This is a genomic window from Pseudomonadota bacterium (assembly GCA_039028935.1).
Taxonomy (GTDB): domain Bacteria; phylum Pseudomonadota; class Gammaproteobacteria; order Steroidobacterales; family SZUA-146; genus SZUA-146.
This window is the reverse complement of the sequence record JBCCHD010000029.1, coordinates 1-16,274: the sequence shown is the minus strand read 5'-3', so window position 1 is coordinate 16,274 and position 16,274 is coordinate 1. Positions and strand designations below refer to the sequence as shown.

General features: G+C 58.1%; 21 protein-coding genes. 9 read left to right on the top strand and 12 right to left on the bottom strand.

Translation table 11 applies throughout. The features are described 5' to 3' along the window. Positions 1-8: 8 nt before the first annotated feature. The 4 genes from rimI to AAF465_12900 all read right to left on the bottom strand — a co-directional run bounded on the left by rimI (position 9) and on the right by AAF465_12900 (position 2,907). Positions 9-530, bottom strand: a complete 522-nt coding sequence (gene rimI, locus AAF465_12915) for a ribosomal protein S18-alanine N-acetyltransferase (GenBank protein MEM7083624.1) — start codon at positions 528-530, stop codon at positions 9-11. Next, positions 527-1,318 carry a uracil-DNA glycosylase gene (locus tag AAF465_12910; GenBank protein MEM7083623.1) on the bottom strand — a complete coding sequence of 264 codons (792 nt, stop codon included), beginning with the start codon at positions 1,316-1,318 and terminating at the stop codon, positions 527-529. The genes rimI and AAF465_12910 overlap by 4 nt, the downstream gene beginning before the upstream one ends. A gap of 9 nt (positions 1,319-1,327) precedes the next feature. After that, positions 1,328-2,194: a phosphatidylcholine/phosphatidylserine synthase gene (locus tag AAF465_12905; GenBank protein ID MEM7083622.1), complete on the bottom strand. Its 867-nt coding sequence runs from the start codon at positions 2,192-2,194 to the stop codon at positions 1,328-1,330. A gap of 92 nt (positions 2,195-2,286) precedes the next feature. Further along, positions 2,287-2,907: a hypothetical protein gene (locus AAF465_12900; protein MEM7083621.1), complete on the bottom strand. Its 621-nt coding sequence runs from the start codon at positions 2,905-2,907 to the stop codon at positions 2,287-2,289. Between the two features lie 347 nt (positions 2,908-3,254). On the opposite strand from AAF465_12900, the gene AAF465_12895 reads away from it, so the two are divergent. Both AAF465_12895 and AAF465_12890 read left to right on the top strand, forming a co-directional pair. Next, a complete protein-coding gene (locus AAF465_12895; GenBank protein ID MEM7083620.1) occupies positions 3,255-4,949 on the top strand; it encodes a proline--tRNA ligase in 1,695 nt (564 codons plus the stop codon). 1 nt (position 4,950) lies between these two features. Beyond that, a complete protein-coding gene (locus tag AAF465_12890; protein MEM7083619.1) occupies positions 4,951-5,559 on the top strand; it encodes a lytic transglycosylase domain-containing protein in 609 nt (202 codons plus the stop codon). 22 nt (positions 5,560-5,581) lie between these two features. Here the strand turns inward: AAF465_12890 and AAF465_12885 are convergent, their stop codons facing one another. Beyond that, a complete protein-coding gene (locus AAF465_12885) occupies positions 5,582-5,869 on the bottom strand; it encodes an acylphosphatase (protein MEM7083618.1) in 288 nt (95 codons plus the stop codon). 55 nt (positions 5,870-5,924) lie between these two features. Next, positions 5,925-6,239, bottom strand: a complete 315-nt coding sequence (locus AAF465_12880) for a DUF4398 domain-containing protein (GenBank protein MEM7083617.1) — start codon at positions 6,237-6,239, stop codon at positions 5,925-5,927. Between the two features lie 100 nt (positions 6,240-6,339). On the opposite strand from AAF465_12880, the gene AAF465_12875 reads away from it, so the two are divergent. The 3 genes from AAF465_12875 to AAF465_12865 are packed head-to-tail and all read left to right on the top strand — an operon-like array spanning position 6,340 to position 7,639. Further along, a complete protein-coding gene (locus AAF465_12875) occupies positions 6,340-6,690 on the top strand; it encodes an ArsC/Spx/MgsR family protein (GenBank protein ID MEM7083616.1) in 351 nt (116 codons plus the stop codon). Next, positions 6,687-7,292, top strand: coding sequence for an NAD(P)H:quinone oxidoreductase (wrbA, locus tag AAF465_12870; GenBank protein ID MEM7083615.1), 606 nt, complete (start codon positions 6,687-6,689; stop codon positions 7,290-7,292). The genes AAF465_12875 and wrbA overlap by 4 nt, the downstream gene beginning before the upstream one ends. Next, positions 7,289-7,639, top strand: coding sequence for a hypothetical protein (locus tag AAF465_12865; protein ID MEM7083614.1), 351 nt, complete (start codon positions 7,289-7,291; stop codon positions 7,637-7,639). The genes wrbA and AAF465_12865 overlap by 4 nt, the downstream gene beginning before the upstream one ends. Here AAF465_12865 and hda read toward each other — a convergent pair. From hda to AAF465_12845, 4 genes are read right to left on the bottom strand one after another with little or no spacing between them, the layout of a single operon-like run. Continuing rightward, the gene (gene hda, locus AAF465_12860; protein ID MEM7083613.1) at positions 7,581-8,294 is read right to left on the bottom strand and encodes a DnaA regulatory inactivator Hda; all 714 of its coding nucleotides are present in this window, start codon (positions 8,292-8,294) and stop codon (positions 7,581-7,583) included. The genes AAF465_12865 and hda overlap by 59 nt on opposite strands. Next, positions 8,287-9,507, bottom strand: a complete 1,221-nt coding sequence (locus tag AAF465_12855) for an AI-2E family transporter (GenBank protein MEM7083612.1) — start codon at positions 9,505-9,507, stop codon at positions 8,287-8,289. Before AAF465_12855 ends, hda begins: the two co-directional genes overlap by 8 nt. Next, positions 9,504-10,079, bottom strand: a complete 576-nt coding sequence (pgsA, locus tag AAF465_12850; protein ID MEM7083611.1) for a CDP-diacylglycerol--glycerol-3-phosphate 3-phosphatidyltransferase — start codon at positions 10,077-10,079, stop codon at positions 9,504-9,506. The genes AAF465_12855 and pgsA overlap by 4 nt, the downstream gene beginning before the upstream one ends. After that, complete coding sequence (locus AAF465_12845) at positions 10,079-11,098, bottom strand: DUF2066 domain-containing protein (GenBank protein ID MEM7083610.1); 1,020 nt, start codon at positions 11,096-11,098, stop codon at positions 10,079-10,081. The genes pgsA and AAF465_12845 overlap by 1 nt, the downstream gene beginning before the upstream one ends. Positions 11,099-11,391: 293 nt before the next feature. On the opposite strand from AAF465_12845, the gene purM reads away from it, so the two are divergent. Genes purM through AAF465_12830 form a run of 3 tightly spaced genes read left to right on the top strand, consistent with a single transcriptional unit; the run spans position 11,392 to position 13,937 of the window. Then, a complete protein-coding gene (gene purM / locus AAF465_12840) occupies positions 11,392-12,417 on the top strand; it encodes a phosphoribosylformylglycinamidine cyclo-ligase (GenBank protein ID MEM7083609.1) in 1,026 nt (341 codons plus the stop codon). 1 nt (position 12,418) lies between these two features. Continuing rightward, on the top strand, positions 12,419-13,096 hold the full coding sequence (gene purN / locus AAF465_12835; GenBank protein MEM7083608.1) for a phosphoribosylglycinamide formyltransferase: 678 nt from the start codon (positions 12,419-12,421) through the stop codon (positions 13,094-13,096). Then, the gene (locus AAF465_12830) at positions 13,089-13,937 is read left to right on the top strand and encodes a DUF3108 domain-containing protein (GenBank protein ID MEM7083607.1); all 849 of its coding nucleotides are present in this window, start codon (positions 13,089-13,091) and stop codon (positions 13,935-13,937) included. The genes purN and AAF465_12830 overlap by 8 nt, the downstream gene beginning before the upstream one ends. 53 nt (positions 13,938-13,990) lie before the next feature. Here AAF465_12830 and dcd read toward each other — a convergent pair whose 3' ends face one another. After that, positions 13,991-14,557, bottom strand: a complete 567-nt coding sequence (dcd, locus tag AAF465_12825; protein ID MEM7083606.1) for a dCTP deaminase — start codon at positions 14,555-14,557, stop codon at positions 13,991-13,993. A 145-nt stretch (positions 14,558-14,702) separates the two neighbouring features. Then, positions 14,703-15,782, bottom strand: a complete 1,080-nt coding sequence (gene apbC / locus AAF465_12820) for an iron-sulfur cluster carrier protein ApbC (GenBank protein MEM7083605.1) — start codon at positions 15,780-15,782, stop codon at positions 14,703-14,705. Positions 15,783-16,088: 306 nt separating this feature from the next. On the opposite strand from apbC, the gene AAF465_12815 reads away from it, so the two are divergent. Next, a partial coding sequence (locus tag AAF465_12815) for a hypothetical protein (GenBank protein ID MEM7083604.1) occupies positions 16,089-16,274 on the top strand: 186 nt, incomplete at its 3' end.

Sequence of the window (16,274 nt, the reverse complement as noted above, 5' to 3'; positions counted from 1 at the left end):
GGAAAAAATTAGTGCGCGTGTCGGCCGGTGGCACTGAGTGACGTGAAGACGGACGGCTCGTCGTCGCTCAGTGCGCGCGTCAGCACCAGGGCGTCTTCGCGCCCATCAATCGCGCGATAGTAGCTCGGTCGCGTTCCGATGTTGCGAAAACCGTAGCGTTGATACAGCGCTAGCGCGCGACGATTGGACGGGCGCACCTCCAGAAACAAATCGTCGGCGCCGGCTTGACGTGCCCGCATGATCAGATGGCTGAGCAAAAGGCTGCCACAACCTTGGCCTCGGCGCTCACTGTGAACGCACACGTTTAATAAATGCGCCTCACCCGCCGCCACCGTCACAATGGCGTAGGCCACCACGACCTCATCGCAGGTTAAGACCGAGCAGTGGTAGCCGGCGGACAGGCAATCCAGAAAAATCGCAGGCGTCCAAGGAAAGTCATAGCCATCCGCTTCAATTTCCATTACCCGCGGCACATCAGACTCAGTCATCGGACGAACGTGCAGCGCAGGACTGTCCATCGCAGCGCTCACGATGCCGGCTCCGTCGTGCTCGACGCGATAATTGTCTGACTCATAAGAAGGTCTTCCCAGGCCTTGCGCTTCTGCGCGGGTGAGCGCAGAAGATAAGCCGGATGATAGGTTGCGACAAGCGGTATTTGCGCATCACCATATTGGTGAATCTGGCCCCGCAATCGACCCAACGATTTTTTAGTCTTAAGAAGTTGTTGCGTCGCCAGCCGGCCCAATGTGATGAGTAAATCCGGTTGGACCAAGGCGATTTGTCGGTCGACTAAGGCGCGACAGGTCGAGGCCGCCTCCGCGTCGGCGCCCGACTGCGCGCAATCAAGCATTTGGGCAAAAAACACATCGGCCGTCTGCACACCTATCGCCTGAAGCATCGCGCCAAATAACCGCCCTGCTTGCCCATCCGCGGCCGCACCGCGGTGCGTGCCATCACTGCCACCTGCTTCGTCGATGATCATGATGCGGGCGGACGCATTGCCTGATCCCAACACCGCATCGTAGCGACTGCCGCACTGACCACACGCTGAGCCGGCGGCCGCCGCTCGAAGCTGCTGCCAGTCTAATGTTCGCCAATCGATTGTCGACACGGGAGCGTTGGCTGTCGCCATCGACGGAACGGGCGGCGGGCGAGACGATGGTGGGCGCGCGGCCTTGTCGTCCAGCGAGGCCACCACAATCGGCTCGGCGGCGTCCGTATCGGCGATCGACTGAATCCGCTCTCGGTCCTGCCATACGGCTATCCCCATTAGCTGCAGACGCCGAATACGTTCGGCCGAGCGCGCGTCGTGACTCATCGTTCCGCGTCAGACGGTGCCAGTGCGGTCGTCATCATTGTCCACACCATCACTGTCATTCCCAGGCTCCAAGTCCCGGCGAAACCACGAAACCGCTGGTAAATCGAGCGGCATGCCACGCATGCGTTTCCAGAGGTAGAGCAGCGGTCCGGAAATGGCGTAAAGCATGAAAATGCCGGTCAGTGTGAGCGGCGGATCAGCGGCAATCACAATAAACAACACCGGTATCAACAACAGATGCCGAAATCCGACCCGATTAACCAGGTTGTAATCTTTGAAACTGCGATACGGGAAATTACTGACCATACAGCCACCGGCAAAAATGGTCAGTGCATACGCGCCGGCCAGCACGATGGGCCCCTCAAACCCTAAATCCGTAGCGAGCCATAGAGAGCTTCCGACCAAACCCGCCGCCGAGGGACTAGGCAGGCCCTGAAAATAGTGCCCGCTGGTGGTGTCGGTGTTGCTATTGAATCGCGCGAGACGCAGCGCCGCCGCCACGGTATAGAAAAAGGCGGCCAGCCAGCCGAGGCGACCCCACGCCGACGGCATGCCCGCCATCATCTGCGCGGCCCACTGATACACCACAAGTGCGGGAGCAAGACCAAATGACACCATGTCCGACATGCTGTCGTATTCCTTGCCAAAATCGGTGGCCGTGTTCGTCAATCGCGCCACACGCCCGTCCAGGCCATCGAGAAACATCGCGACGAGAATGCCGATCGCCGCCGACTGGAAGTCGCCCTGCATCGCGACAATGACGGCAAAAAAGCCAGCGAACAATGCGGCCGTCGTAAACAGATTGGGCAGTAAATAAATGCCGCGCCCCCGGCGGGCTGGGCGCCGCGATGCGCGTTGAGAATGCTTGCGTTTCATAGTCGTTCCTAGGCGAGAGCGAATAATGCCACAGCCGGTGTGAAAACGGCACTTAACGTCAATTATAGAACTATTTTATCTATATTTTATAGTTATTTATGAACGAACATTGAGAGTATATCTGATCCGGCACGAACCCGATCACCCTGCTTAACCTGCAGTTTGCTGTTAATTGGCACATAGATTTCAGCCTGTCGCGCCAACCGCATAAACGCAAAGCGTTGCCCCTGACCGAGACGCTCACCATAACCGACAAACGAGACGGGGCGAGACCAGCCTCTTCGCCCCTTCATGAGGACGACGACATCGTCACGCTCATCGGTGCGCACCCAAAGCCCACCCACTCCCAATAGTCTCGACCCATCGGTCAGATTGTCGATGAGATTGAGCACTTTGCCTTCGGTCGGACTGCGGGCTGTGTAGGCCCCCACCGCGAATATCCGGATCACGATACGAATCGACTCACGCTGAAGCACCCCTTTATCAGTCGGTTCCACCGACAAGATGCGACCGTCTACAGGAGAGACAACCGCCAGCGGCTTCGAGGGCACATCTCGATGGGGATCGCGAAATAACAGCACCAATAACAACAGCAGAACCATGCACGGCAGCACCAGCGGCAACCCGCCCAAACGAAATGAGCCGATCAGCAACAACAACACCGCCAGAATAAATGGCCAGCCCTCTCGAGCAATGAGCGGAAATTGACGCATAGCCAATCAGCGCGGACGCGGCGCGTTAATCCCGTGGGTTGCCGCGGCGCGGTCAGACGCCGCGCGGCAGGTGTAATGGTTTTTGAGCGTACTGTTCACAATGTTGATGGCGCGACAGCGATCGAGCTGGTTGGTGTGAGCCTCGTATAGCGTTCTTTATCCGTGCTCCGCCCCCTTCGTGGATCATTCTCGCCCGGGGGTGACGGGGCGCTAACGCTACGCCCGGATGTGGACAAAATCAACTCTTGATGCACAATTTGGCGACATCGCTCACACGCGAGGTGCATGCCAGTCTGGCAGTCGCTACAATCACGCCCTGGTCAATTAACTTAATGCTCGGCGAAACCATGCGCTTATCGAAATTGCCTCTTGGCACGCTCAAAGAAACCCCCAGTGACGCGGAAATCAGCAGCCACCAGCTGATGCTTCGCGCCGGTCTCATCCACAAGCTCGCGGCCGGTTTGTACTCATGGTTACCGCTAGGCTTGCGCGTTCTGCAAAAAATCGAACGCATCGTACGCGAGGAAATGAATCGGTCGGGGGCGTTTGAGGTACTGATGCCGGCGGTTCAGCCCGCGGAATTATGGCAGGAGAGCCAGCGGTGGGACGCCATGGGCGATGAACTACTGCGCATGACCGACCGCAGTGGACGCGACTTTTGCTATGGCCCAACGCATGAAGAAGTGATTACCGATATCGCCCGACGGGAACTGCGCAGCTACAAACAGTTGCCGGTCACCTACTACCAAATTCAGACCAAATTTCGCGACGAAACCCGACCGCGTTTCGGTGTGATGCGTGCGCGCGAATTCATTATGAAAGACGCGTATTCTTTTCACATCGATCAAGCATCGCTGCAAGACACCTACGATGTTCTGTACGACACTTACACCGCGATCTTCACCCGCCTTGGGTTGCGCTTTCGAGCGGTGCAGGCCGACAGCGGCAACATCGGTGGCGCGGTGTCACATGAGTTTCAGGTGTTGGCCGCGTCGGGCGAAGATGTGATCGCCTACTCCACCGATAGCGACTACGCCGCCAACCTGGAAATGGCGGTGGCGGTGCCACCGGCGACCGCGAGACAACCCGCGGACGCCCCGATGGAAAACGTCTCAACGCCCGGTACAAAAACCATTGCTTCCGTGTGCGATCTGTTGAAGGTGGCCCCCGAACAGTGCGTCAAAACCTTGCTCGTCGAGGGCGTCGACCAAACGGTGGTGGCGCTGCTCGTGCGCGGCGACCACGAATTGAATACGGTAAAGGCCGCCAAACTGGAGGGTGTGGTATCGCCGATCAAATTGGCCAGCGCTGAGGCACTTGCGCGCGCCGCCGGGTGCAGCCCAGGTTTTGTCGGCCCCGTCGGATTGGACATCGATATTATCGCCGATCATGCGGTGCTCGCCATGGACCATTTCGTGTGCGGCGCAAACAAGGATGATTACCACTACGCAAACGTTTGTTGGGACCGCGATCTGCCACTCGCGCGCGCCGCGGACCTGCGTAACGTGATCGACGGCGATCCGTCACCCGACGGTCAAGGCACGCTTCGCATTGCGCGCGGCATTGAGGTCGGCCATATTTTTCAGCTCGGCGCCAAATACTCCGAATCAATGGGCGCCACCGTGCTCGACCAGCAGGGCCGCAATGTGTCAATGCTGATGGGGTGTTATGGCATTGGCATCGGCCGAGTAATGGCGGCGGCCATTGAGCAACATCATGACGATAAGGGCATTTTGTGGCCCGAGGCACTCGCGCCGTTTCAAATCGCCATCGTGCCGCTGAATGCGCACAAATCGATACGCGTGCGTGAGGCCGCCGACGCGCTCTATCAACAACTTACTGAAAACGGGTACGAAGTGGTGCTGGACGACCGTGACGCACGTCCCGGAATCAAGTTTGCGGACATGGAATTATTGGGCATTCCACACCGCCTGGTTGTCACCGATCGCGGCCTTGATGCCGGCACGCTCGAGTACAAGGGACGGAGCGACGATAAACCGCGGGATATTGACGCCACGGAGCTCAAATCCATCCTGGACTGATATGACCTACCTTGCCCACCAACCATCGCCGTCCGGCCAATGCCTACGCAAGGCATTGGTGTGTGGTTTGGCGCTGATGGCCACATTGCCCGTGTGGTCAGCCACCACCGAGCGACCGGACGAGTCGTTCCGGGCGTTACTCCGCGAGGCGGTCAACGATTCCTCGACGTTCGAGGACCAGTACGACGCGCAAGTGTGGCTGGTCGATATGTCCCATCGACTCAAACGCAAAATGCCTGACGACAAAGAGCGGCTGGACTTGCTCAAACTCGTTCACGCGGAAGCACACCGCGTTGATTTACCGCCCGAGTTGATTCTCGCCGTGATCGATATTGAAAGTAATTTTGATCGCTATGCGCTGTCGTACGCGGGTGCCCGCGGCATGATGCAAATCATGCCGTTCTGGCTCAAAGAAATTGGGCGGCCGGACGACAACCTGTTCGATGTGCCCACCAATTTGCGTTTTGGCTGCACCATACTGCGCTTGTATATCGATCGCGAACGCGGTGATTTGGCCAAAGGACTGGCGCGCTACAATGGCAGTGTTGGTCGACGTGTGTACTCGGACAAGGTACTCAAGCGACTGCGCGAGCGCTGGTACAAGCGCTAGCGGCACCGACAGTCCACCGACCTTATCGACGCGCAAAACCGTCAAGCGTCGGATCCACTTCAATGGTGTCACACTCCACCGCCTCGACACGCGCGAGCGCAGGCCCCTTATGGAGCCACGCCACCAGCGCATCGAGTTGCGTCGGCAATCCCTGAGCGATCACGACAACACTGCCATCCGTTTGGTTTGTCGCCGAACCCACGAGTCCGAGCCTAAGCGCCTCGCGCGCTGTGTGCGCGCGAAAAGCGACGCGCTGCACGCGCCCGGTCACGCGCATTCGTCGGCACTGGTGAGTAGAGGGAATGGTCATGTTGGTCGCCTTTTCGATGCAAAACCGGCCAACGCGATGTCGCGAATGCGTCGCCCTAATCGCGATCCGACGTTTGCAACTCGTCAAGCGCTTCGGTCGCTTTGCGGTGAGCCAGTACGGCTTCATTACGCGCCGCGTTAAACCGTCGTTCCTTCATCGCGGTGCGCGCATTGCTAAGATGTCGATTGGCTAGGCGAAACAGATAGGGACTTGTCTCGCGAGCACCGGCCTCTTCGGCAGCGGCCACCGCCTGACGGGCATCACTCATTTCCTGGTACGGCGGATTGGTTGCACACGCACCCAAACCGAGCGCCACGAGCAACCACCCAACTTTGAGCCAACGAAACCTTGACGCCACCAAAGCGCGCATACAGCCACCTGCCTAGACCTAGATGCGAGCAAACTAGCAAACGCGTCGCGATTAGGTCAAGCTCCGGCCTATAATAAGCGGCTCACACAAAAGGATCCCTATGTCTGTTGTGCTCTACCACAATCCGCGTTGCTCAAAGTCGCGTGCGGTCCAGTCGTTATTGGCCGAACGCGGGGTGGCGCATACCTGCGTCGAGTATCTGAACCAGCCCCTCAACGACGCTGCGCTCAATCGTCTACTCGACCAACTCGATGAGCCAGCCATCGCATTGGTACGTGCATCGGATCCCTTGTTCAAAGCGCTCGAGCGGGATGCGGCGTCGTTGTCGCGCGAAGACATAATCGCACTGCTGATCGCGCAACCGGCCTTAATGCAGCGACCGATTGTTGTGGTCAACGACCAAGCCCGTATCGGTCGACCCATCGAGAATATCGAGCGCCTGTTGCCATGACACCGTTTGTCTTAGTGCTCTACTATTCTCGCACTGGCGCCACAGAACGGATGGCGCAGCTCATTGCGCGCGGCATCGAATCGATGGAGGGTATAGAGGCACGTCTTCGAACCGTCCCCCCCGTGTCACCGGCACTCGACACGCAAGACACGCAACCGGCCATTCCAGACGCCGGCGCGCCCTACGCCACGCTCGACGACCTTCGCATGTGCAGTGCGTTAGCACTCGGTTCACCGGCTCGTTTCGGTAATATGGCGGCGCCTCTTAAGTATTTCATTGATACGTCTTCGTCACTGTGGCTCAGCGGCGAACTGATCGATAAACCCGCGGGAGTGTTTACGTCCGCCTCAAGCATTCACGGCGGACAAGAGACCACGCTCATGTCGATGATGCTGCCCTTACTCCATCACGGCATGCTGATGACCGGCTTGCCCTACACTGAAAAAGCGCTCATGAAAACGATTACCGGCGGCACACCGTATGGACCCAGTTTTTACAGTTCGCAAAGCGACATGAGCGACGATGAAAAGGCCCTTTGCCGAGCGCTTGGCAAACGACTGGCAACGCTCGCGCTGAAACTGCAATCCGGTCGTTCATCATGAGGCCCATCCATTGGATAGCGGCTGGCCTAGTTTTGTTTGCCGGCGTCGCAACAACTTGGAGTGTATTGGGCTGGCAGGCCGACTGGCCGGTGGTCGTGATTGGCGTGTCGCTGGTACCGCTGATCGTGTCGCTCGCCTGCATGGCGACGCTGCAACCCAAGCCGTTTTTTTATGCCGCGCTGGTGCTCATGCTGTACGTCGCGTTCGCGATCACGCACATTGCCGTGGCAGACGAGCGCGTGATGGCCGGTGTCGTGCTCGGCCTGGCGCTCGTCTATCTAGCGATTCTTAAATTTGTGCTCCAGGCGCTGAATGCGCGTCTTGCCGAGCGTCGAGCGTCGCCTTAACCAATGCCACTGTAAGCTTGCTTTTACGCACCAGTGAGGCGGTATCCAAATGATCCAAAAAGTCACAGAGACTCTTCATGTCGCGTTGCAAGCGCTTGAGCAAATACTCCCCTGTGGCATCCGGCAGTTTTAGACCGCGTCGCCACGCGCGCAGCTGCATCGCTTTGAGTCGCTCGTCATCATCGAGTACCTGTAGGCGATAAACGGGCCCCGACAACAAGCGCGATTTCAAATCCGCCATCGAGAGCGCCACGTTCTGGGGCGCTGCGCGTGACGCCACGATGAGTGTCGCGCCGCGTTCGCTGAGATCTTGAAACAGCTCGAACAAGGCATCTTCCCAAGACGAGGCGTCATCGGTTACCACCTGATCAAGGTCATCCAAACACACTTGATCAAAAGCGCCGTACCCACTGAGTATGCGCGGCCCATAGTGCTGCACGTCGGCTAGCGGCAAATACGCTGACTGCGAAAAGCGCGCGGCCGACGCTTGCAGCAAATGGGTTTTGCCGGTCGACGGCTCGCCCCATACCCATGTCATCGCTTGCGGTTGATCACAAAGATACGCGACCAGCTCCTCATTCGGTCCCGCATAAAAATTGTCGAACACCGCATGGTCGGGAAGCTTGACGCGTAGCGGCAACTGCTGGTCACGCATCGGGAGGATCGGCGTCCGTCTTACGCGGCGGCGGCGATTCCGTCACGTTCGATAAATCGGCGTCCTCGGTGTTCGGTAACTCGACCGAGGCGATGGCACCCGATGCGGCATCAAAGGGGGCAGTGGTATTACTCCCTGCCACCCCCGCGGAACGGGGTGGTGGTTGGTCTGTCGCGACAGCGGGCGTCTCGCCATACCACTCATAAAAATGCCGCACGAATACCGTAACAACCGCCGCAACCGGCAGCGCCAGCAGCACACCGAAGAAGCCAAACAGTTGCCCACCCGCCATGACCGAGAAAATCACCATAACGGGATGCAACCCAATCCGGTCACCGACGAATTTGGGCGTTAGGAAATAATTTTCAATGCCCTGCGACACCACAAAGACCACCGCAACGCCCGCCAACATCCACAGATCAGATCCTTGCACGAGCGCTGAGATGCCACCGAGAATGACACCCACCGCCGGACCCAGATACGGCACAAAGCTCAAGATTCCGGACAACACACCGATCGCAAGCGCATGATCCAGTCCGACGATCGTCAGTCCAACCGACCAGATCACCGCCAGGCCCAGCATGACCACCGTTTGGCCTTTTAAAAAATTGCTCAGAGCAACATCCGATTCGCGCGCGATCAAAAATACCCGCTTGCGCCGACTCGGCGGCACTAAGCGCCCGGCTCTTTGCACGATCACGTCAAAATCTCGAAGCAAGTAAAACGACAGTACCGGGATAAGAATAATGTTGAACAGACCGGTAAACAGCGCGCCACCTGATCGCCCAACTGTGCCCAATGCACCGGTCAGAACCTGAGCGATCTTATCGCCGTATTCGCTTAAAACCGCCGCCAGGCCCAGTGATTCGCCGTCGGTATTCGCACCGATCCACTCCACGATCGTGGGCATCCAATGGCTCTCGATCCAGCGCACGTATTCGGGCAGTTTTGAGGCCAGCGCAGAACCCTGACTCTTCACCATTGGGACAAGAAGAAAAAACACCGCGCCGAGAAACAAAAACGTCAGACAGAACGTCACCATCACCGCAGGAGTGCGTTTGAGTTTGTAGGTTTCCAGTCGATCGACCAGCGGATCACCCAGATACGCCAACAAAAAAGCGGCAACAAACGGCGTTAGAATGGGCGCCAGTTGCAGTAGCAGCCACCCTCCTGCCGCAATCAGCGCGAGTGTGATCAGTCGTTGGTCACTCACGTGGCTTCTCCTTTTCCTTCCAATCCCGAATCGTTGTTAGCCCACACGCGCACAATGCCTTCGCGCACATAATCCAGTCCACTGACCAAGGTCGTTGCCGCAACAATGGCGCCGAGAAACGTCACCCAAAGTTCGCGCGGCACGCCGGTGCCCGCGTTGGCCAGTACCGCGAGCACAAAAACCAGCTGCACGAGCGTGTTGAACTTGCTCACCATCGAGGCATCCGCCGCCACCGGTCCTATGAGCGTGCGGTAACACACCACACCTGTGACGATGAGCAAATCGCGACCGATCACCAGCAGCGCGAGCCACACCGGTACCATGTCGGTCGCGGCCAGTACTAAAAAAACAGACACCATCAGAAACTTGTCGGCAATCGGATCTAGGATTGCGCCAAGCTGAGAGCGCCAATTGAAGCGTCGCGCCAAAAACCCATCGAGTCCGTCGGTAATGCCGGCCACCGCAAAAATAACGAACGCCCAAAAGTACTCGCCCTCCAACATGAGCATGAGCAGCGGCAGCACCAAAAAAATCCGGGCCACACATAACAGATTTGGGATATGTTTGAGCATCAGCGACCGAAGCGATACGCGAGCGTACCGGCACTGTCCGGATCCGGTCGCAAAGATCGACTGAGGCCGAGTGCCCGACTAACCTGGTTGGCGTCGCCGCGCAGACTGAGCTCTAGCACCACGCGATCGCCCATGACCTGAACCACATCGATGCGCTCCACCGCACTGAGTTTCTGCACGGTATTAATCGCCTCGGCATACGCGGTGGCACTCGTGAGGTTACTGATCGTCATCGGCACACGCGTGGCGGGCCCATCCGCCGCCGAAACCGCCAAACGCTGCGCGTAAAAATCAGCGAGACGGTTGATGCTGTTCTCGAAGTTACCGCGCCAGTTATCCGCTTCGCCCTCAAGATTCAGCGCCCATGTTCCATAGAGTGAACCGGATGCGCCTTGGCTCATGCGCGCGACCAACACGGCCTCCGTTCCGTAGCGTCGGGATGCCTCCACAATGTTATCCGTGAAACCACCCCAGACATCCGCCACCTCAACTTGGGCGCGATCAGTGGAATCATACAGTGGCCAGACCAACGGAATGCCACGGGCGGCGGCAAGCGTTTCGATTTCAGTACGGATCTCGCCCTGATCCGCGGCGGACATTAGCTGGCGCTCGCCGTCACCGCGATCGATCGCCAGCCAGACGAGCGTGGCAGGCCGATCGGCCCCCCATACGGGCAGTCCCGCAGTGCGCATATCGGCTTGAAGCTTGCGCCCATCGAACGCAACGAGAAGCGTATTGTTTGGCGTGTAGCGATATTGCTGCACGAAGCCCTGAGCATCGTCAAGAATCAACTGTGCATTGGCTTGTCGGGCGATCGACCGGCTACCAGAGACTTTGACCATGACAACGGCAAGCGCCTGACGCATTGCGGCTTTTTGAGCGTCCTGCGTTCGCTCGCTGATCGGCACCTCGGCCGCAAACAGATTGCCCGCGGGTGCCGCCACGCTCGCTGACCCAACGACAGCCAGCACCAGACACACGGCCCAGCGTAGGCCAATCGAGCATTTCGGATACGACAAGTTCGTGCTCCCCGGTCCCGCGCGCGGCGACCGCGTAGTGTACAATTACGCCATTCTACCCGCCATTTGAAGATGGGTACTAGCGGCGCGTTAAAAAAGCGCTCAGCAGGCACTGCCTGGCACTGGATTTGCCGTTTTACTGCGCCATGACATGGGTCAACGAGGCGCACATTGGCAACGCTAATTCGAGCTTGGAAACGCCTACAATGCACGCAACGGATTTGCCAATAAACCCGTGAACCGCCCGTCGGCTCACGCCTCACTCAACCCAATCTAGCGAAACCACAATCAGCATGACGACAAAAACCCCAGTCACGTATCGAAGTGCCGGCGTCGACATCGACGCTGGAAACGCGCTCATTGAGCGCATTAAACCGCGCGTGGCCGCCACGCGACGACCTGGCGTGCTCTCCGGTCTCGGCGGTTTTGGCGCTCTCTTTGAGCTGGATGTGGCGCGCTATCGACAACCCGTGCTGGTCGCCGCCACCGACGGGGTCGGCACCAAACTGAAACTCGCCTTGGCGCACAACGACCATCGCGGCGTGGGCATTGATCTCGTTGCCATGTGCGTCAACGACCTGATTGTCCAAGGGGCTGAACCCCTCTTTTTTCTGGATTACTATGCCGCCGGTCATCTTGACGTCGATACCGCCAGTGAGGTCATCTCGAGTATCGCGAAAGGATGCGAGATTGCCGGCGCGGCGCTAATCGGCGGCGAAACGGCCGAGTTGCCCGGCATGTACGCCAATGACGACTACGACTTAGCGGGTTTTTGTGTCGGCGCGGTGGAAAAGGATCAACTCATTACAGGCAGCCAGATTGGCGTGGGTGATGCGATCATTGCGCTCGGCTCAAGTGGTCCGCACTCCAATGGCTACTCGCTCATTCGCAAGCTTCTCGATATGGCACGTGATGAAGGCCTTGATGCGCCGCCCGTCGCCGAGCTATTGGCCCCTACTCGTATCTATGTGAAACCGTTACTCAGTTTATTCCGCGCAATGCCGGTTCATGGATTGGCGCACATCACCGGTGGTGGTTTGCTGGAAAATATTCCGCGTGTTTTACCCGACGCGGTCTGCGCCGTGATTAATGAATCGACCTGGGCCATGCCCGATATCTTCCGTTGGCTGCAAGATACCGGCAACATTGCGCATCACGAAATGCTGCGCACCTTCAACTGCGGTGTGGGCATGACTGTTTTTGTGCCCGGCGACCGAGCAGACGATGCCATCCAGCAACTCACCGATGCCGGCGAGCACGCCTGGCAGATCGGAGAAGTCGCGGCGCGCAACGGCGATGCGTTGATGTTGGAGTCTTAACTTGACCTCATCGCTTCCGATGCGAACCACTATTTTATTATCCGGCGGCGGGACGACGTTCGCCGCGATCGAGGCCGCCACCAACGAACGCGTCGCCATCACACACGTGATCAGTGATAATCCCGACGCCTATGGTCTTGAGCGCGCTCACCAACGCAGTATCACCACGCATTGCGTGCCGTATTCCACGTTTGCTTCGCGCCCGGCGTTTGATGCGGCTCTGCTCGAGGCGGTTGAACGCACCGATCCGGACCTGGTGGTGTTGGCCGGCTTTATGCGCATTGTCAGTCCCGACTTTGTGCGCGCATTCGATGGCCGACTTCTCAATATTCACCCCTCACTGCTACCGCTTTATCCAGGACTGGATACCTATGCGCGGGCGTTAGCCGACCAACGTTCGGAACACGGCAGCACGGTTCATTTTGTCAATGACGTGCTCGATGGCGGCCCTTTGATTGCACAGGCGGTCGTGACGGTAGAAAATGACGATACGCCCGCGTCGTTATCCACGCGCGTTCAGCGCGCCGAGCGAGTGCTTTACCCCACGGTCATTGACTGGTTTGCACACGGGCGACTGCGGCAAAAGGAAGGAAGAGCCTGGCTCGATGACGTGGCGCTGGACGTACCATTGCGTGGCCGCGTCGACGAGCAAACAAACTCATGGATTCGCGATGATTGATCCCAAGCGCCACATTCTGCTCATTCTCACGCTGTTTGTCGCCGCATCAACCCTAGCGGGTGACCGCCCCACCCCGTTTATTGCGGTGTACGACGTTCATTACTCCGGCGCGCGCGTTGCCGAGTCGACCGTCATGCTCACGCGCATCAACCGCGATTCGTTTTCCATGTCGTCAACCACGCACCCACGTGGCTTCGCCGCACTATTAAGACGTGCGCCGGTAATTGAGCATTCGCGTTTTGAATTTACCGGCGACAACGACATGCGGGGTATCGATTACGAGTTTGACGATGGTTCAAGCTCAGGTAAGCGCAACCGTGCGATCGAATTTGATTGGGAAGTCGGTCGCGCAGTGAGCCGATACAAGGAGGAAACGTTTGAGTTAGAACTTGATCACCCTCTGGCGGATCGGCTGGCGTTACAAGCGCTACTCATGCGCGACCTAGGCGAAAACGCTATGCGCGAGACCTACCGGCTTCTCGATCGCGACGCGATCAAAGTCTATCGCTATACGCCGCTGGGTGAAGAGCTGCTGGATACGCCCGCTGGCCGCTTTCACACCATCAAGATTAAACAACAGCGCGAGGGGTCGTCCCGTCATTATCACATTTGGCTTGCCAAAGAGCATGATTTCGCGACCGTGAAAATGGCGCAGTTTAAAAACGACAAACCCCGTACGGTGCTCACGGCGACACGGATTCAATCTGGCGTGGCCGACGCTGTGAGTGGCGGTCATTCGTCTAGCCAGAACACCGTCGATGACGGTGACGAGACACCGGAAAAAACGCCGGCGGAGATCGATACGGTCAACGACGACAATCAAGCGCCAACAGAGCGCTAGGCCGGCGCCCGATCCACGCCCGCACGCCGTCTTCGAGGCCTGTCAGAGTGGGACTAACCCCGCGGCAGCGTCACCCCTTTTTGTCCTTGATACTTACCCGCACGGTCGGCATAGGACGTCTCACACTCTTCGTCTGACTCAAAAAACAACATCTGCGCCACACCCTCGTTCGCATAAATACGCGCCGGCAGCGGCGTGGTGTTGGAAAATTCGAGCGTTACGTGGCCTTCCCATTCCGGCTCCAGGGGTGTGACGTTCACGATGATGCCACAGCGCGCATACGTCGATTTGCCAAGACAAATTGTCAACACGTTACGCGGTATACGAAAATACTCCACGGTGCGGGCCAGGGCGAATGAATTCGGTGGAATGATGCATTCGCTGCTGTTCATATCGACGAAACTGCTCGAATCAAATGATTTCGGATCGACAATTGCCGAATTGATATTCGTAAAGATCTTAAATTCTTCCGCACAGCGCACGTCATAGCCATAGCTCGACGTGCCATACGAAATCACCTTTTGATCGTTGACAGTGCGAATTTGACCCGGTTCGAAGGGGTCGATCATGCCGTGATTCTCGGCCATATCGCGTATCCAGCGGTCAGCTTTAATGGTCACACTGTGTCCTCGTTAAGAAAAGATCATCCCACACCCGGTATTACGCATCGGTCCGCGTGGTAACCGAACCGCCGCGATCTTACACTAACTTGATGCGCAAATTGAACGTGCCGGCGACGCACCGATCGAGCCGCGAACGGCGGAACTAGCTGTTCTCCACCACGATATTGGGAAACAGCCGACTGTAATCGGTGCCACCCGCGCGAAGTTTCGCCGCCGCTTTGAGCGCCATGTGTCGATAGCGAGTGGCCAATTCCCCATCGGGGTCTTGAATCAGCGTCGGGTGGCCCGCGTCGAGCTCTTGACGAATGCGAATATCGAGCGGCACCGCACCTAAAAACGGCACCGAATCCGCATGCGCCATGAGCTCACCGCCACCCGACCCAAAAATGTCAGCCTCATGTCCGCATTTGGGGCACAAATAACCACTCATATTCTCAATCACGCCGAGCACCGGCACTTCCACCTTTTCGAACATCTTCAGCCCCTTGCGCGCGTCCAGCAGCGCGATGTCCTGTGGTGTCGTGACAATTATCGCGCCGCTGACCGGCACCTGCTGCGACAGCGTGAGTTGGATGTCGCCCGTCCCGGGGGGCATGTCAACGATGAGATAGTCCAGCTCACCCCAGGCCGTGTCGTTCAAAAGCTGCCTCAGCGCCTGCGTCACCATTGGACCGCGCCAGACCATCGGCTGATCTTCATCGACCAAAAAGCCGATGGACATGCACTTGAGCCCATGCCCTTCGACCGGTTGAATGATTTTGCCGTCGTCACTGCGCGGCCGACTGTCGGCAACGCCCAACATGCGCGGTACGCTCGGGCCGTAGATATCGGCATCCAGCACGCCGACCCGGGCACCCTCGCTGGCTAACGCCAGCGCAAGATTAATCGTCGTTGTCGACTTGCCCACTCCGCCCTTGGCCGAGGCGACAGCGATAATATTGCGAATGTCGCCCAGCGGCTTGAGATTGCGCCGCACGGCGTGCGTTTTGATTTGGAAGGACAGATCGAGCTGAGACTGATCGAGGGCGGGGAGACTCTCGGCAATCTGCTCGCGCAGCGCCGCCTCACTTCGCGCCACCGGTACGCCAAACTCAATCGCCAGCCTCGGCGCCTCAGCGGTCTGATTGACCGACACGGTGGCCAAACTCGACAGTGGCTCATCGAACGGTGCCAGCGTGAGTTCGAGCAGGGGCGCTCGCCAGGTTTCCAATGACGATTCCATGCGTATGCACACCTCCAGAAAGAGCAAAAACGGGCGATAACGGCTTAAACCGGTCTAAATGCACCGGCCACTCGGCGACCTGTTATACGCGCCTTGCGACCTGCTGGCCAGCATGGCGGCGACAGCGGCTCGTCGACCTGTGCGCTAGGTCAAAAAATATCACATTCGATGCCATAAGAAGTTGATATATTTGTTACTATTACGCGAGATTATGGACAGTCGGCCGCGCTTGCGGTCCTCCAGGGAGCGCGCGGCGAGCGCTGACACTCGCCACGCGTCACACAGCTCCGACTTTTGAAGGTGTCGATGAAACTTTTTAGCGGTCTGCGCGCGGATAAACTGGTCAACCAGCTTATTACCCTGCGTCATCACGATACGCCGGAAGCCGAGAAAGCCATCGAGCGTCTCGCTGCGCTCGGCGATGGCGCGACCGCCAAGATCATCGATGGTCTGGAGCTGGCCAACAAGACGCAGATGGTGACGTTCGTCGAC

Bases quoted from the DNA above. Each gene is read 5' to 3' on its own strand.
- AAF465_12910 (MEM7083623.1), bottom strand. From the start codon at position 1,318: ATGAGTCACGACGCGCGCTCGGCCGAACGTATTCGGCGTCTGCAGCTA.
- AAF465_12905 (MEM7083622.1), bottom strand. From the start codon at position 2,194: ATGAAACGCAAGCATTCTCAACGCGCATCGCGGCGCCCAGCCCGCCGG.
- AAF465_12900 (MEM7083621.1), bottom strand. From the start codon at position 2,907: ATGCGTCAATTTCCGCTCATTGCTCGAGAGGGCTGGCCATTTATTCTG.
- AAF465_12895 (MEM7083620.1), top strand. From the start codon at position 3,255: ATGCGCTTATCGAAATTGCCTCTTGGCACGCTCAAAGAAACCCCCAGT.
- AAF465_12890 (MEM7083619.1), top strand. From the start codon at position 4,951: ATGACCTACCTTGCCCACCAACCATCGCCGTCCGGCCAATGCCTACGC.
- AAF465_12885 (MEM7083618.1), bottom strand. From the start codon at position 5,869: ATGACCATTCCCTCTACTCACCAGTGCCGACGAATGCGCGTGACCGGG.
- AAF465_12880 (MEM7083617.1), bottom strand. From the start codon at position 6,239: ATGCGCGCTTTGGTGGCGTCAAGGTTTCGTTGGCTCAAAGTTGGGTGG.
- AAF465_12875 (MEM7083616.1), top strand. From the start codon at position 6,340: ATGTCTGTTGTGCTCTACCACAATCCGCGTTGCTCAAAGTCGCGTGCG.
- wrbA (MEM7083615.1), top strand. From the start codon at position 6,687: ATGACACCGTTTGTCTTAGTGCTCTACTATTCTCGCACTGGCGCCACA.
- AAF465_12865 (MEM7083614.1), top strand. From the start codon at position 7,289: ATGAGGCCCATCCATTGGATAGCGGCTGGCCTAGTTTTGTTTGCCGGC.
- hda (MEM7083613.1), bottom strand. From the start codon at position 8,294: ATGCGTGACCAGCAGTTGCCGCTACGCGTCAAGCTTCCCGACCATGCG.
- pgsA (MEM7083611.1), bottom strand. From the start codon at position 10,079: ATGCTCAAACATATCCCAAATCTGTTATGTGTGGCCCGGATTTTTTTG.
- purM (MEM7083609.1), top strand. From the start codon at position 11,392: ATGACGACAAAAACCCCAGTCACGTATCGAAGTGCCGGCGTCGACATC.
- AAF465_12830 (MEM7083607.1), top strand. From the start codon at position 13,089: ATGATTGATCCCAAGCGCCACATTCTGCTCATTCTCACGCTGTTTGTC.
- apbC (MEM7083605.1), bottom strand. From the start codon at position 15,782: ATGGAATCGTCATTGGAAACCTGGCGAGCGCCCCTGCTCGAACTCACG.